This window comes from Cupriavidus sp. 05L310, assembly GCF_056398185.1.
In genome coordinates this window covers 118,730-132,509 of sequence record NZ_JBFTOX010000005.1, presented here as the reverse complement: position 1 = coordinate 132,509, position 13,780 = coordinate 118,730, and the positions used below count along the sequence as shown (strand labels likewise).

Sequence of the window (13,780 nt, the reverse complement as noted above, 5' to 3'; positions counted from 1 at the left end):
CCACCGGAGTTCCGCATGTCCCTGCTTCGTTCCCGTCTCTTCTCCGCCCGCTGGCCGCGTGGCGCCGTCGCGCTCGCGCTGGCTGCCGGCATGGCGATGTCCGGCGCGGCCCGTGCGGAAGGGAAGATCCGCATCGCCGAGCAGTTCGGCGTAGTCTACCTGCTGCTCAACGTGGCGCGCGACCAGCAACTGATCGAGAAACACGGCAGGCAGCAGGGCGTCGATGTCAAGGTGGAGTGGACGCAGTTGTCCGGCGGCGCGGCCGTCAACGATGCGCTGCTGTCCGGCGCGATCGATATCGCCGGCGCCGGCGTGGGGCCCTTGCTGACGATGTGGGATCGCACGCACGGCAAGCAGAATGTGAAGGGCGTGGCGTCGCTGGGCAACTTCCCGTACTACCTGGTCAGCAACAATCCCAAGGTCAAGACCATTGCCGATTTCACCGACAAGGACCGCATCGCGCTGCCCGCGGTGTCGGTATCGGTGCAGTCGCGCGTGCTGCAGCTTGCCGCCGCCAGGCAATGGGGCGACAAGGAATTCAATCGCCTGGACAAGTGGACCGTGGCGGTGCCGCACCCCGATGCGGCCGCGGCCATCATCGCCGGCGGCACCGAGATCAGCGGCCACTTCGGCAACCCGCCGTTCCAGGAACAGGAACTGGCCGGCAACCCCAATGCGCGCATCGTGCTGAACTCGTATGACGTGCTGGGCGGCCCCAGCTCGGCCACGGTGCTGTACGCCACCGAGAAATTCCGCAATGACAATCCCAAGACCTATCGCGCCTTTGTCGATGCGCTGGCCGAGGCGGCACGGTTCGCCACTGCCAACCCGGAAGCTGCGGCCGACCTGTATATCCGCGTGAACAAGGCCCGGATCGACCGCGCGCTGCTGGTCAAGATCCTGAAGAACCCGCAGGTGCAGTTCAAGGTCACGCCGCAGAACACCTTCGCGCTGGCCGAGTTCATGCATCGGGTGGGCGCCATCCGCAACCAGCCGAAATCCTGGCAAGACTATTTCTTCCAGGACCCGGCCACTGCCCAGGGTAGCTGACATGGCCGTGCAGCCTTCCCCGCTACGCGTGGTTTCCGCGCGCCCCGCCGCAGCCACGCCGCTGTTGCAGGTCGACGGCGTCTCGCTGGAGTACCGCACCCGCGAGCGCGTGGTGCGGGCCACCCACCAGGTCAGCTTTGATGTCCATGCCGCCGATCGCTTTGTGCTGCTTGGCCCTTCGGGCTGCGGCAAGTCGACCCTGCTCAAGGCGGTGGCGGGCTTCGTGCCGCCGTGCGAGGGCGAGATCCGGCTGGAGGGCGTGCCCGTCAGCGCGCCCGGCCCCGACCGCATCGTGGTGTTCCAGGAGTTCGACCAGTTGCCGCCCTGGAAGACGGTGCGGCAGAACGTGATGTTCCCGCTGGTGCGCTCACGCGGCATGTCACGGCGCGAGGCCTCGGCATGCGCGCTGCATTTTCTCGACAAAGTCGGGCTGGCGAATTTCGCCGATGCCTATCCGCACACCCTGTCCGGCGGCATGAAGCAGCGCGTGGCGATTGCCCGCGCGCTGGCGATGCGGCCCAAGGTGCTGCTGATGGACGAGCCCTTTGCCGCGCTCGACGCGCTGACGCGCCGGCGCATGCAGGAGGAATTGCTGGCGCTGTGGAACGACGCCGCCTTCACGCTGCTGTTCGTCACGCATTCGATCGAGGAAGCGCTGGTGGTCGGCAGCCGCATCCTGCTGCTGTCGCCGCATCCGGGGCGCGTGCGCGCCGAACTCAACAGCCACCAGTACGACCTGGCCAGCCAGGGGGGCGCGGAGTTCCAGGCTACCGCGCAACGCATCCATCATCTGCTGTTCGACGAGCCGCCGCACGCCGCGCCGTCGACGGCACGCACCGCGCAGGCGCGCTGAGCCCCGCCAGGATCGACCATGAGCACAAGCACGTCATCTATTCCCGCCACCACGGTGGTCCGCGCCGAATATGAGCGCAAGCTCGAACCCTTCACCGCCTTGCCGGTGGCGCGCGCCTTGCCCTGGCCGCAACGCCTGTGGCAGCAAGGCTGGCTGCGCAAGGCGCTGATCCTGGCGGTGCTGGCCTGCCTGTGGGAAATCATCGCGCGCGTGCAGGACAATGACCTGCTGTTGCCGGGCTTTCTCGCCACCGCGCGCGCCTTTGCCGAAGGCATCGGCAATGGCGAGCTGCTGACCAAGGCGGGCATCTCCATGTCGGTGCTGCTGCAAGGCTACGCCGGCGGCATCGTGCTGGCTTTCGTGCTGACCACGCTGGCGGTCTCGACCGAGCTGGGGCGCGATGTGCTGGACACGCTGACCGCCATGTTCAACCCGCTGCCGGCCATCGCGCTGCTGCCGCTGGCGCTGCTGTGGTTCGGGCTGGGCAGCAAGAGCCTGGTGTTCGTGCTGGTGCATTCGGTGCTGTGGCCGCTGGCGCTGAACACCTATGCGGGCTTTCGCGGGGTGCCCGACACCCTGCGCATGGCCGGGCGCAACTACGGGCTGCGCGGCTTGCGCTATGTGCTGCTGATCCTGGTGCCGGCCGCGCTGCCCGCCATCCTGTCCGGTCTGAAGATCGGCTGGGCCTTCGCCTGGCGCACGCTGATCGCGGCCGAGCTGGTGTTTGGCGCGTCGTCTGGCAAGGGCGGGCTGGGCTGGTACATCTTCCAGAACCGCAACGAGCTGTACACCGACCGCGTGTTCGCCGGCCTGGCCATGGTGATCCTGATCGGCCTGCTGGTGGAGAACCTGGTGTTCAAGACGCTGGAACGCGTGACAGTGCGCCGCTGGGGCATGCAGCACTAAGGCGGTATTGGCCCGCAACGGCGTGGAGCGGGCAGAGCGCCAGCGGCGACGACTGGCTTCAGCGCGAAGTGCGCTGTGTTTCGATCAGCCGGCACAGTGTCTGGATGGCGCCTGGCATGGATTCCGCGGGGGTATTGCCAAAACCCATCAGCAAGCCTTGCCGCGCGCTTGTGCACGGCGGCGCGAAGAATCCCGATAGCGGCGCGACGCCAATCTGTTGTGCCCGTGCGGCGGCTACCAGCGCCTGGTCGTCGCAATCATCGGGTAACTCCGCAAGGAGATGCAGTCCCGTGGTAGCGGTCAAGACGGACAGATCTCCACTGCCTGCGGCACTGATAGCCGACAGCAAGGCAGAGCGCCGTTGCGCGTAGAGCGATTTGGTTCTGCGAATATGCGTGCCGAGATGGCCGTTGCCGACAAATTCTGCGGCAGTGACCTGCAGCGACATCGGCACACGGTGGCCGCTGCCATTGCGCACTTTTTGCAGAATATCGATCAGATCGTCGGGCACGACCAGGAATCCCAGCCTCAGGCCTGGGGCCAGCAGCTTACTAAGTGTACCGATATAGATCACGCGTCCGTTGTCGCCATCAAGTGCTTTCAGGGCAGTCGTCGGCGCGCAATCGTAGTGGAACTCGCTATCGTAATCATCTTCAAGAATGAACGCATCGGCATCGTGGGCCCACTGCAAGAGTGCTAGGCGCCGTGCCAGGCTCATGGTGACGCCCAGCGGGTATTGGTGCGAGGGCGACACCACCGCAAGCTTTGCATCGGGCGCGCGCGAGCGCCCATCGAGCACATCCAGGCCTTCTGCATCCACGCGAATACCGACCGCGCTCACTCCGGATAGCAAAAGGCTGCGATAGGCGGCATCGTATCCGGGATTCTCCACCCAAACGCGATCCCCGCTATCCGTGAGCGCTAGCGTTGCGATCAGGATTGCCGCTTGCGCGCCGGGGGTAACGACGATGTTGTGCGAACGGCAGCTTACACCGCGCGCCGCGCCGAGATACTCCGCCAGCGCTTCTCGCAATGGCAGGAAACCTTGCGGGTCGCCATACGAAAAATCCGGCGGCGTGCGCCGGCGCCAGATGCGGCCCTCAAGGCGGCCCCATAGCGCGTAGGGGAATGCATCCAGGGCTGGCAGACCCGGGGTCAGTGGCCACGCCGCATGCGCGACCGACATTGAATCGGGACCGACCAGCAGTCGCGCGCGTGCCGACCCCATCGTTGCTTGCCGCGGGGCTACAGGCGTGCATAGCGATTGCGCCTTGTTGCCGATCCGGGCCGCCACATAGGTACCCGCGCCCTGACGCGCCTGCAGAAACCCCTCGGCGATCAGCTGCTCGTAGGCATCGGTGACAGTCATTCGCGACATGCCGAGTTCCAGCGCCAGTACCGGCGATGCCGGAAGCCGGATGCCTGCCTGCAAGGTGCCATCCGCGATGCCTCTGCGAAAAAAACGCACCAGTTGCTCGCGCAGGGATAGGGGATCGTCTTGTGACGGCAGGAAGCCGGTCCAGATCGGATAAGCAGTGGCGCGCGTCTTCACAAGGGCGATTTGGTCTGGTCTGTGTGTGCCTGGGCAAGCGCTGCAAAAGGCGCTTGGGTCACAAAGTGGTCTGATTAATTATACATAAGTGGATATTCAAAATAGACCATTTAGACCGCAAACTCGGGACCTATGCAACCAATCAAAGACTCAAGCGCGGCCCCCTTGACGGCGACGGTCCGCCGATCAGACGACTTGCTGCATCCAATCGTTGCGGCGCTGATCTCGGTGTTCGTCAACTACGGTGGGACCTTTATTCTGGTGCTCCAGGGCGCGAAGTCCGCTGGACTGAGCCCCCAGCTGACCGCTTCATGGATCTGGTCGATCTCGATCGGCGTCGGAGTGACCGGGGCCTGGCTGAGTTACCGTTATCGCGAGCCAATCATCACGGCATGGTCTACGCCAGGAGCTGCCTTTCTCATTTCAGTACTGCCGAATACGCCTTATCCGGAAGTCATCGGCGCCTATATGCTGTCCGCCCTTGGTTTTGTGGTGCTGGGGCTGTCGGGCTACTTCGAGCGGGTCGTGAAGATGATCCCATCAGGCATCGCGGCAGGCCTTCTGGCTGGCATTTTGCTGCGCTTTGGCATGGGTGCCTTTGGTGGCGCGGGCGTTGATCCGTTGTTGGTAGGCGCACTGATTCTCAGCTATGCAGTGCTGCGCCGCTTTACGGCGCGTTATGCGATCATTGGCGTACTGGTGATCGCCATCATGCTGTTGCTTGGGCTGGGGCAGGTCAGCTTCCAGAGTGTTGCGCTGAGTTTGGCTGCACCCGTGCTGACCACGCCAGCCTTCTCGCTCAACGCGGTGTTTAGCGTTGCGCTCCCACTGTTCCTGATCACGCTGACCGGCCAGTACATGCCGGGAATGCTGGTGCTGCGCAACGACGGCTTCAAGACCAGTGCCAATCCCATACTTACGGTGACCGGGCTTGGTTCCCTGCTGATGGCGCCTTTCGGCTCCCATGCATTCAATGTGGCAGCGATAACGGCGGCAATCTGCACGGGCAAGGAGGCGCACGAAAATCCAGCCAGGCGGTACATCGCCGGCCTTGCCTGCGGGGTGTTCTACACGCTCGTCGGTGTGTTCGGTACGACCCTGGTGACGTTGTTTGTGGTGCTCCCCGCGACTTTCATTACCACGCTGGCTGGCCTCGCCTTGCTGGGGGCAATTGGCGGCAGCCTCGCAACCGCGCTGGGCGATCCACGTGGACGTGAAACGGCCTTGATGACATTTCTGGCGACAGCGGCCGACGTCACGCTATTCGGGCTTGGCGGTGCATTCTGGGGATTGCTTGTCGGTCTGGTTGTGCATGGATTGATCCATGGCAGTTTCAGATGTTCCAGGTGCGGCTAATCCACTTTATACCCCGCCGCGACCGCTGCCACAGGCTGAGGAGTGGCCTTATCTATCGCCTTGCGGACGCAGCAGAGTCGAGTTTTCGAGCCCGAGCTTCGCAAGCACGCGTCCGGCGGCATTCGCCACGCTCTCGCCGTGCGGGGGCATGACCAGGTGCGCCGCCTCGCGATAGAGCGGATCGCGTACCCGGTAAAGGGCTTCCAGCGTGGCGCGCGGGTTGGGGCCTTGCAGCAGCGGGCGGTTGCGGCCGCGCCGGGTGCGCTGCCACAACTCCGCGGGTGAAGCGCTCAGGTAGATCACGTAGCCGCGCGAGCGCAGCATCTCGCGGTTTTCCGGGCGCAGCACGGCGCCGCCGCCGGTGGCCAGCACGATGCCTTTACGCTGTGTCAACTCGTCGAGCGTGCGGGTTTCGCGCTGGCGGAAGCCTTCCTCGCCTTCCAGCTCGAAGATAGTGGGAATGCGCACGCCGCAACGCGCCTCGATTTCGTGATCCGTATCGAAAAAAGGCAGCCCCAGCCGGCGCGCCACCGTCCGGCCAATGGTGGTCTTACCGGCGCCCATGAAGCCGATGAAGAAGAGGTTTTCGAAGTCCAAGTGTGGGGGGGAGCCAGCGGCAGGCTCCGGATTCGGTCTTCTCTACGTTAGCACGAGATGGGCGCCGCTCAAAACGGCACGGTGTTCCGTTGCTTCGGCGGCTTCGGTACAAGGGGCTTCACAGACCGAGCAGCTGCCGCGCTTGCGCGGGCGTGGCCACGGCGCGGCCATACTCCGCGCACAACTGCGCTACCCGGCCGACCAGTTGCGCATTGCTGGCGGCCAGCGTGTCCTTGTCCCAGCGCACGTTGTCTTCCAGGCCGGTGCGGCAGTGGCCGCCGAGTTGCAGCGTCCAGTGGTTGACTTCCAGCTGGTGCCGGCCGATCCCCGCCGCGGTCCAGGTCGCGCCAGGCAGCACCTTCTTCAGTTGCTCCACCTGGAACTCCAGGATCTCCTTGCGCGCCGGCAGCGCGTTCTTGATGCCGAACACGAACTGCACATGCACCGGGGGCAGCAGCAGCCCTTCCTTGACCAGGTCCGCCGTGTTGTAGAGCATCGCCAGATCGAAAATTTCGATCTCGGGCTTGATGTGGTAATCGCGCATGGCCTTGGCCAGCGCGCGCACGAAATCGGGCGGGTTTTCGTAGACCGTGGTGGGGAAGTTGACCGAGCCGGTGGCCAGCGAGGCCATGTCGGGGCGCAGGTCGAGCATGGCGCCGCGCTGCTCCATGGCGCGTCCGCGTCCGCCGGTGGAGAACTGCACGATCATGCCGGGGCAGTGCTTGCGGATGCCGTCCTGCAATTGCGCGAAACGCGCGGGGTCCGAACTGGAGTTCCCGGCTTCGTCGCGCACGTGCAGGTGGACCAGCGTGGCGCCCGCCTCGAAGCTCTCGTGCGTGCTCTCGATCTGCTCCGCGACGGAGATGGGGATGGCGGGGTTGTCCGTCTTGCGGGGGACCGAGCCGGTGATGGCCACCGAGATGATGCAGGGTTCTTGCATTTGAAACTCCGGGGAACGATTGTGGTGCCCGCCTCAGGCGGGCCGGGCCTTGTGGTTGCGGCTGGCCAGGGCTTGGGCCGCCATGCGCAGCGAGGCGTTGGCCGCGCCGAAGCCGAGGTAGCCGTCGCGCTGCACCAGCTCGAAGAAGAAGCGGTCGTGGAAGGGCTCGGTGTAGGCGTGCAGGAATTCGCCGCCGGCATCCTTGTCGTAGAGCAGTTGCTGCCGGCGCAGGCGCTCCAGCAGCGCGTCGTCCAGTCCGAGCCGCGCGCCGACATCGTCGTAGTAGTTGTCGGGCACGTGGAGCATGGCGGCCTCGGCGGGAACGATGCGCTCCAGCGTGGCGCTCAGGCCGGGCGTACGGAAGGCAATGTGGTGGATGCCCGAGCCGGCATAGGCCGTGACGAACCTGCCGGTGGCGGTGCGGCTGCTTTCCGAGACGTTGAGCGGAATCCGGATGTTCTGCTCCGGGCTGACCATGGCGCGGCTTTTCACCAGTCCGTACGGGTCGGCGATCTCGTGCAGCGCCTCGGCCTGCAGGCCGAACACCGTCTTGTAGAACAATACGAAGCTGTCGAGCCGGTGCGGTGGCAAGGCCTGGGCGATATGGTCGATGGCCGTGAGGCCCGCGCCTGTGTCGTCGGCGCAGCCGGGTTCCAGCACGAAGTCGCTCTCGTAGATGCTGCGGTCCGAGTCCTTCTCGTCGATCAGGTAGAACAGCATGCCGTCCGGCGCGCGCACTGCGGGAATGCTGCGCTCGTCCGGGCCGATGGGCTCGCGCCATTCCTTGCACAGCAAGGCCCGCGCACGCGAGACGGCGCGCTGGGCGTCGTCCACCTTCAGCCCGAGCGCGCAGACGGAAGGCCCGTGAAGCTGGAAGTGCTCCGCGGCGGCGCTGTCCTGCTCGGCGTTGAGGATGATATTGACGCCGCCCTGGCGGTACAGGTCCACCGCCTTGGAGCGGTGGCGGCCGGCGTGGCTGAAGCCCAGCGAACGCAGCCGCGTGCCCAGTTCCCGTCCGGCTACATAGTCCACCGCGAATTCCAGGAAGTCGACGCCGCCGAAATGCGGCGCGGCTGGCAGGGCGGGGCCCCCGGCTTCGGATTCGAGCCAGATCAGCGAGCGCAGGCCATCCTGCGCGGTCAGGCGCGCGGGCGCCGCGCGGAATTCGTCGTTGAAGATCTCCAGCGACAGTGGTCCGCGATAGCCCGCGCCGATGGCCGCGCGTGCAAACTCGGTCACGGCGAGATCGCCCTGGCCGGGAAAGTTGCGGTAGTGCCGGCTCCACGACAACACGTCCATGCTCATGCGGGGCGCATCGGCCAGTTGCACGAAGAACAGCTTCTCCGCCGGCACTTCGTCGATGCCTTCCAGCGTGTCGCCCAGCGAGAGCGTGTGGAAGCTGTCCAGGATCAGGCCCAGCGCGGGGTGGTCGGCCCGCCGCACGATATCCCATGCCTGCCGCCACAGCCTGGTGTGCCGGGCCCAGGCCAGCGCCTCGAAGCCCACCAGGAGCCCGCGCTTCGCCGCGGCTTCGGCCATGGCGCGCAGGTCGGCGGCGGCGCGCGCGGGATCGTCGATGGCGATGCCCTGCACATTGCTGCAGACCAGCACCATGCGCGCGCCCAGTTCCTCCATCACGTCGAACTTGCGTTCAGCGCGCGCCATGTTGCGGGCGCGGAATTCGTCGGGCATCGCCTCGAAATCGCGGAAGGGCTGGTACAGCGGGATATCCAGGCCGAGATCGGCCGCGATGCGGCGCACATCGGCAGGGGAGCCATCGAAATTCAACAGGTCGTTCTCGAAGATTTCGACGCCATTGAAACCGGCCGCGGCGGCCGCTTCCAGTTTTTCCGGCAAGGTGCCGGACAGCGATACGGTGGCGATCGATTTCGGATGGCGCCAGGCTGCGGTTTGCATGTCAGATCCTGCGTGCTTCGTGTAGGGGAAGGTTAGGACCGATCTGACGCAGCAACAAGCGCAATCCGCGCGCATACGTGCGATAATCGCGCCATTGAGAGCGACTGGCGCTCGGAACTAGGGTTATCGCTATGGATAAAGAACCGCTGAACCGGCGCGACTGGATTGCCGGACTGGAAAAGGGCCTGGCCATCCTGGAGGCCTTCGATAACGATCATCCGCGCCTGACGCCGACGCAGGCGGCCCAGCTGACGGGCCTCACACGTACCGCGGCACGACGTTATCTGCTCACCCTGGAGCATCTGGGCTATACCACCAGCGACGGCACGCTGTTCAGCCTGACCCCCCGCGTGCTCAAGGTGGGCTGGTCCTACTTCGACTCGGCGCGCCTGCCGCGCACGGTGCAGCCTTTCCTGCAGCAGATCACGGCGGCGGTCGGCGAGCCGGCGTACCTGAGCGTGCTGGATGCATGGGAACTGGTGTTTATCTGCCGTACGGGTACGAGCCGGGTGATGAATACGGGTTTTGTGCTGGGTGCGCGCGTGCCGGCGCCGCTGGCTTCCGCCGGCGTGATGATGCTGGCCTCGGAGCCTGAGGACAGGGTCAAGGCGTGGCTGGAAGACGTCGTGCTGACGCCGTACACGCCGTACACGATCATGCAGCAGGACCGGCTGCTGGCCGAGATCAGGAAGGCGGGCGCGCAGGGTTATGCGCTGGTCGAGCAGCAGTTGCAGATCGGCGTGCGGGGGGTGGCGGTGCCGCTGCGGGATCGCCATGGGAAAGTGATCGCCGCGCTGAGCGTGAATATGCAGATCGGGGAGGAGAGCGCGGAGCAGGCGCTGGAGCGGGTGTTGCAGGTTTTGCAGGATACGGCGATATCGATCATGCGGGTGTTGTGAGCAACCAGGCGCGCCGCAAGAGTGTGTGTTTGCCGGCCAACTGACTATCACTGACCACCGAGGCCACCATGACAATCAAACGTGCGGACCTTAACAAGGTCGACCTCTCGGATGTCGCAACCGGTGAAACGATCGAGCCGGCACACCCGGGAGAAATCCTGCGCGAGGACTTCCTCGTTCCACTCAATATGTCCGCGAATGCGCTCGCGGTGGCCCTGCACGTGCCGGCACCGCGCATCAACGACATCGTGCGCTGCCGCCGCACCATTTCGCCGAATACTGCGCTGCGCCTGACGCGGCACTTTGGCACCACGCCTGAATTCTGGACGAATCTGCAAGCGACCTATGACTTGCGCGTTGCGCAAGCGGCCGCCGGCGAAGCGATAGCTCGCGAGATTGCGCCGCTGGCGGCGTGATGGATCCACTCACTCCCCACCATCCCCCAACGCCGTCGCCAGCACATGCGGCCCTTCGGTAAGCTGCGCTTTCAAAAAATCGATGCACACCCGCATCTTGGCCGACCCCGAAGCCCGCGCGGTCGTCACCGCCCACACATCGGCTGGTTGCCGGTCAGCCGGCAGCACCCGCACCAGCGCATCGTTTCCTGCGGCAGATCACAGCGGCGGCCAGCTCGGCAGCGCAACTTCTTATCGCCTGACAGGCCCACGGTCAGTGCCGCGCTTTCCCATGGCTCGGATTTCACCCGCCGACGAACCGTCCGCTCGTTGGGCCAACTGGTTGATCCCGGGCGAGCCAGTCCTGCACTTCACTGTCCAAGGCCGGCAGTTGGCGAATGCCGCATCACGCATGTCCCTAGCGACTCACCGGTCTGCAGGCAGTCCCACAAGGGTTGCAGGAGCGAGCCCACTAGGAAGCCGAACAACAGGGCGGCGATGACATAGGCACCAACACGGTCGCGGGGCGGATCGGCGCGATTGAACCAGGCGCCGATCCGGCGCAGCCCATAACCGGCCAGATAGATCGCCGGAAACAGGAGGGCGGAGAACACGGATATGATGCCGAATGCGAAATACTGCATGCTTGTTTCCTTGAGTTTGGGAAGGTGCGTAGAGCGTATCGAGCCAAGTCAGCCTGCCATGGCGTCCGAACTGCCGATCAGCACGCAGCCGCATTCGGTGCCATCGCCTTCGCAGGCAGCGGGACGCTCGCCAATCATCAGGCCGGAGGTCGCTTCGATGATCTTGTTGATGCCGTGCGGCCGCCCGTCCGGGTAGTGCTGGGGGCAGTCCACCAGATCGCCCAGGCGGGCCATCGGCTGGCCGTCCAGCAGGTCCACCTCGGACCCGGTAGCGACCACGCCGTCGTGGCTGGTCTTGTCGCCCTTCTTGATGAGTCTGCGTTGCATCCTGTGTTCTCCTGAACTGGCTTATTGGGTGACGACCACTTCGACGCGGCGGTTGGTGGCGCGTGCGGTTGCGGTGGCGTTGTCCGTCAACGGCTCGCTATCCCCCTTGCCGACGGCTTCCAGCCGCTCCTTGGCGACGCCCTTGCTGGCGAGGTATTCGCTGACCACGGTGGCGCGCTCCTCGGACAGTGCCTGATTCGATGGGTAGCGGGCGCTCTTGATCGGCTGGTTGTCACTATGGCCGATGATCTGCACCGTGCCCTCCACCTTGTTGAACTCGGCGGCCAGCTTATCGAGCGCTGGTAATAGTTTCCTGCGTACCTCGGCCTGGCCTGCGCCAAACATATCGTCGCCCCGAAACACCACGGTGCTGCGGCGGTAATCGTCCTTGACGGCCACCACACCGCGCGCAATCTCGTCCTTCAAGCGCTCTGTGAGCCGTAGTGGCATGGGCGGGGGCGGTGGCTTCATGTTGCCGATGTCCGTGAGTATTTGCAGCACTTCGCGCTGTTTGACCAACAGCTGATATTTGAACGAGATGAACATTCCGAGGAGGATCACCGAGGATAGCGCTACGGTGATCCAGACAGGTATGACGCGCAGCGGGGGGAAGCGGCCAGGCGGTGCGGGCTTCCAGTGGGGCGACAGTGCTTTCGGTACGGGGCCGCGATGCTGTAGCAGCAGGTCGTACAGCCGCCGGCGAATGGCATTGATACGCTGTGTTCCATCTGGCATCTTGCAATAGCGGCCTTGGAATCCCAGTGACAGCAGGATGTACATCACCTCGATGACGTCGATGTTCTCCGTCGGGTTTTTCAGCAGCCGGGCCAGCAGCTGAAAGAAGCGCTCGCCGCCCCGGTTGTCCTGATGGTGCAGGACCAGCAAGCTGTTCGTCGTCCACCAGCCTTGCCCCCAATCGTGCCGCTGAACGCCTTCATCGATGGCGCTGCAGAGGCAATAGTGCGCAGCGACAATATGTTCGTGCTTGATGTTCGCCCGTTCGGCCAGTTCCTGGAAATCCTTCAACTCCGCTGTCACGATGTCATGGAGATGCGGAACCATCTCCCGATCCTTCACCGGCGGCATCTCCGCAACAGCGAGAGCGAGTGGCCAGGCGGCTTCCATCAGTGGATTCGGCGCCGACAGCATCGTCTTCAAGCGCTGTTCCATGGTGGGTGGCGGCCGAATCACGCGCCTCTTCGGCCTGGGTTCTTCCGAATTGATAGCGGCTGGTTTGCCGTCATTACTCAGTGCTTGTGCCATGCCACTGGCTGAGGGCGGCGTGTCCGTCGCGGGTTCGGGCTTCTTCTGCGCGTCCATGGTCAACGTCTCCCTCAATCCGCCGGCGTAACCGGGTATGGCGCATCCGTCACGGTGTAGCCAAGATCGCGCAGCTTCTGCTTGACGAGTTCACGCTGTTCCTTGGTGTAGGTGACGTGTTCCTCGATCTTGAACGGCAGGTCCAGTTTCAGTGTCTTGGCGATGATGTTCAGCGCGTAGTCGCGTGCGCGGCAGTAGCGCTGTTCTTCGGGGGTCATGGCCTGCTCGACGCCGCCGGGGAGGTACTGGCGGACGCCGATGTCTTCGAGTGGCTGCGGGTCGTTCAGGACCGGGATCAGCACCGGGACGAACTTTGGAATTCTCCAGGCGCGGAAGTCATAGAAGGTACGAAGGAAATTCCATTTGCGCTGGCGCCGGTCTGTCCCCAGCACATAGGCCATGCGTTCCATGCTGCCGGGATCATCCAGCAGTGCAAGTCCGAGAACAGCACCCTGACGCACGCCATAATATTTCGCTTCCAGGTATGGTCGGATATCGGCAACGCGTTGTTCCACAGGTACGGATATCTGGGCCATGGTCAGCAGGAGCTCCTTGTCATCTTCCTCTTCCGGAGGCTGCAGTTTTGCCTTGAGAATGGGGTAGACCTCGGGCCGCGGATCTTCGATCAAGCCATAGATGCTGTTGTATCCGCCGCCATTGCCGAAGCCCTGCGCTAGAAGCAGCGCGGATTCTTGTGTGCGGATCTGCCTCAAGCAAGCATAAGCGGCATCCTTCGTCTCACTCTCCTTGGCGGCCTCGGTGAGGTTATTGGCATAGCGTTTGGCGAGAATGGCCTTGATCTCCGGAATGACCTCGCTCCGGTAAGTGCGGCAGTATGTCTTGGCTTCGTCCCATTTTTCGTCGTCAATCAGTTGAGCCAGGGTTGGCATGGCTTGGGTCTCCTGAGCGGGTGCGGTTTGCGCGGTGGCGGATAGGGCCGGCATTGCCGTGGCAATGCCGCAGAAGAGCGTCAGGCAAACACGCCATGACCGGGTTCGGCGTCGATGTCTTGGTTCCATGTTGT

14 protein-coding genes and 1 pseudogene are annotated in these 13,780 nt (G+C 64.3%); 6 read left to right on the top strand and 9 right to left on the bottom strand.

Features of this window, described 5'->3' with window-relative positions:
- The first annotated feature begins 15 nt into the window (after positions 1 to 15).
- From AC1DS6_RS04840 to AC1DS6_RS04830, 3 genes are read left to right on the top strand one after another with little or no spacing between them, the layout of a single operon-like run.
- Complete coding sequence (locus AC1DS6_RS04840; protein WP_441629355.1) at positions 16 to 1,050, top strand: ABC transporter substrate-binding protein; 1,035 nt, start codon at positions 16 to 18, stop codon at positions 1,048 to 1,050.
- Position 1,051: 1 nt separating this feature from the next.
- Entirely contained in the window at positions 1,052 to 1,903 is an 852-nt protein-coding gene (locus AC1DS6_RS04835; protein ID WP_441629354.1) for an ABC transporter ATP-binding protein, read from the top strand.
- Between the two features lie 18 nt (positions 1,904 to 1,921).
- Positions 1,922 to 2,809, top strand: a complete 888-nt coding sequence (locus AC1DS6_RS04830) for an ABC transporter permease (RefSeq protein ID WP_441629353.1) — start codon at positions 1,922 to 1,924, stop codon at positions 2,807 to 2,809.
- A gap of 58 nt (positions 2,810 to 2,867) precedes the next feature.
- Here AC1DS6_RS04830 and pdxR read toward each other — a convergent pair whose 3' ends face one another.
- Positions 2,868 to 4,361, bottom strand: a complete 1,494-nt coding sequence (gene pdxR, locus AC1DS6_RS04825) for a MocR-like pyridoxine biosynthesis transcription factor PdxR (protein WP_477102188.1) — start codon at positions 4,359 to 4,361, stop codon at positions 2,868 to 2,870.
- 132 nt (positions 4,362 to 4,493) lie between these two features.
- On the opposite strand from pdxR, the gene AC1DS6_RS04820 reads away from it, so the two are divergent.
- The gene (locus tag AC1DS6_RS04820; RefSeq protein ID WP_477102187.1) at positions 4,494 to 5,717 is read left to right on the top strand and encodes a benzoate/H(+) symporter BenE family transporter; all 1,224 of its coding nucleotides are present in this window, start codon (positions 4,494 to 4,496) and stop codon (positions 5,715 to 5,717) included.
- 48 nt (positions 5,718 to 5,765) lie between these two features.
- Here AC1DS6_RS04820 and AC1DS6_RS04815 read toward each other — a convergent pair whose 3' ends face one another.
- The 3 genes from AC1DS6_RS04815 to AC1DS6_RS04805 form a co-directional block, all read right to left on the bottom strand.
- Positions 5,766 to 6,314 carry a shikimate kinase gene (locus tag AC1DS6_RS04815; protein WP_441629348.1) on the bottom strand — a complete coding sequence of 183 codons (549 nt, stop codon included), beginning with the start codon at positions 6,312 to 6,314 and terminating at the stop codon, positions 5,766 to 5,768.
- A gap of 118 nt (positions 6,315 to 6,432) precedes the next feature.
- The gene (locus tag AC1DS6_RS04810; protein WP_441629346.1) at positions 6,433 to 7,254 is read right to left on the bottom strand and encodes a 3-oxoadipate:acetyl-CoA acetyltransferase; all 822 of its coding nucleotides are present in this window, start codon (positions 7,252 to 7,254) and stop codon (positions 6,433 to 6,435) included.
- Positions 7,255 to 7,287: 33 nt separating this feature from the next.
- The gene (locus tag AC1DS6_RS04805; RefSeq protein ID WP_441629344.1) at positions 7,288 to 9,171 is read right to left on the bottom strand and encodes a bifunctional sugar phosphate isomerase/epimerase/4-hydroxyphenylpyruvate dioxygenase family protein; all 1,884 of its coding nucleotides are present in this window, start codon (positions 9,169 to 9,171) and stop codon (positions 7,288 to 7,290) included.
- Between the two features lie 131 nt (positions 9,172 to 9,302).
- On the opposite strand from AC1DS6_RS04805, the gene AC1DS6_RS04800 reads away from it, so the two are divergent.
- Both AC1DS6_RS04800 and AC1DS6_RS04795 read left to right on the top strand, forming a co-directional pair.
- Complete coding sequence (locus AC1DS6_RS04800) at positions 9,303 to 10,070, top strand: IclR family transcriptional regulator domain-containing protein (RefSeq protein WP_441629342.1); 768 nt, start codon at positions 9,303 to 9,305, stop codon at positions 10,068 to 10,070.
- A 68-nt stretch (positions 10,071 to 10,138) separates the two neighbouring features.
- Entirely contained in the window at positions 10,139 to 10,486 is a 348-nt protein-coding gene (locus AC1DS6_RS04795) for a HigA family addiction module antitoxin (RefSeq protein ID WP_441629340.1), read from the top strand.
- A gap of 9 nt (positions 10,487 to 10,495) precedes the next feature.
- Here the strand turns inward: AC1DS6_RS04795 and AC1DS6_RS04790 are convergent.
- The 5 genes and pseudogenes from AC1DS6_RS04790 to AC1DS6_RS04770 form a co-directional block, all read right to left on the bottom strand.
- A pseudogene (locus AC1DS6_RS04790) lies at positions 10,496 to 10,669 on the bottom strand (LysR family transcriptional regulator); the annotation flags it as partial.
- 167 nt (positions 10,670 to 10,836) lie between these two features.
- A complete protein-coding gene (locus AC1DS6_RS04785; protein ID WP_441629338.1) occupies positions 10,837 to 11,109 on the bottom strand; it encodes a hypothetical protein in 273 nt (90 codons plus the stop codon).
- A 48-nt stretch (positions 11,110 to 11,157) separates the two neighbouring features.
- Positions 11,158 to 11,436, bottom strand: coding sequence for a PAAR domain-containing protein (locus AC1DS6_RS04780; RefSeq protein WP_441629336.1), 279 nt, complete (start codon positions 11,434 to 11,436; stop codon positions 11,158 to 11,160).
- Positions 11,437 to 11,457: 21 nt separating this feature from the next.
- On the bottom strand, positions 11,458 to 12,756 hold the full coding sequence (gene tssL, locus AC1DS6_RS04775; protein WP_477102186.1) for a type VI secretion system protein TssL, long form: 1,299 nt from the start codon (positions 12,754 to 12,756) through the stop codon (positions 11,458 to 11,460).
- A gap of 14 nt (positions 12,757 to 12,770) precedes the next feature.
- Positions 12,771 to 13,646 (bottom strand): hypothetical protein, encoded by an 876-nt coding sequence (locus tag AC1DS6_RS04770; protein WP_477102185.1) that lies wholly within the window; start codon positions 13,644 to 13,646, stop codon positions 12,771 to 12,773.
- Positions 13,647 to 13,780: the final 134 nt, after the last annotated feature.

Coding starts and splice junctions, on each gene's coding strand:
- AC1DS6_RS04785 (WP_441629338.1), bottom strand. CDS start 11,109: ATGCAGTATTTCGCATTCGGCATCATATCCGTGTTCTCCGCCCTCCTG.
- AC1DS6_RS04770 (WP_477102185.1), bottom strand. CDS start 13,646: ATGCCAACCCTGGCTCAACTGATTGACGACGAAAAATGGGACGAAGCC.
- AC1DS6_RS04800 (WP_441629342.1), top strand. CDS start 9,303: ATGGATAAAGAACCGCTGAACCGGCGCGACTGGATTGCCGGACTGGAA.
- AC1DS6_RS04810 (WP_441629346.1), bottom strand. CDS start 7,254: ATGCAAGAACCCTGCATCATCTCGGTGGCCATCACCGGCTCGGTCCCC.
- tssL (WP_477102186.1), bottom strand. CDS start 12,756: ATGGACGCGCAGAAGAAGCCCGAACCCGCGACGGACACGCCGCCCTCA.
- AC1DS6_RS04780 (WP_441629336.1), bottom strand. CDS start 11,436: ATGCAACGCAGACTCATCAAGAAGGGCGACAAGACCAGCCACGACGGC.
- AC1DS6_RS04820 (WP_477102187.1), top strand. CDS start 4,494: ATGCAACCAATCAAAGACTCAAGCGCGGCCCCCTTGACGGCGACGGTC.
- AC1DS6_RS04805 (WP_441629344.1), bottom strand. CDS start 9,171: ATGCAAACCGCAGCCTGGCGCCATCCGAAATCGATCGCCACCGTATCG.
- AC1DS6_RS04830 (WP_441629353.1), top strand. CDS start 1,922: ATGAGCACAAGCACGTCATCTATTCCCGCCACCACGGTGGTCCGCGCC.
- AC1DS6_RS04795 (WP_441629340.1), top strand. CDS start 10,139: ATGACAATCAAACGTGCGGACCTTAACAAGGTCGACCTCTCGGATGTC.
- AC1DS6_RS04835 (WP_441629354.1), top strand. CDS start 1,052: ATGGCCGTGCAGCCTTCCCCGCTACGCGTGGTTTCCGCGCGCCCCGCC.
- AC1DS6_RS04840 (WP_441629355.1), top strand. CDS start 16: ATGTCCCTGCTTCGTTCCCGTCTCTTCTCCGCCCGCTGGCCGCGTGGC.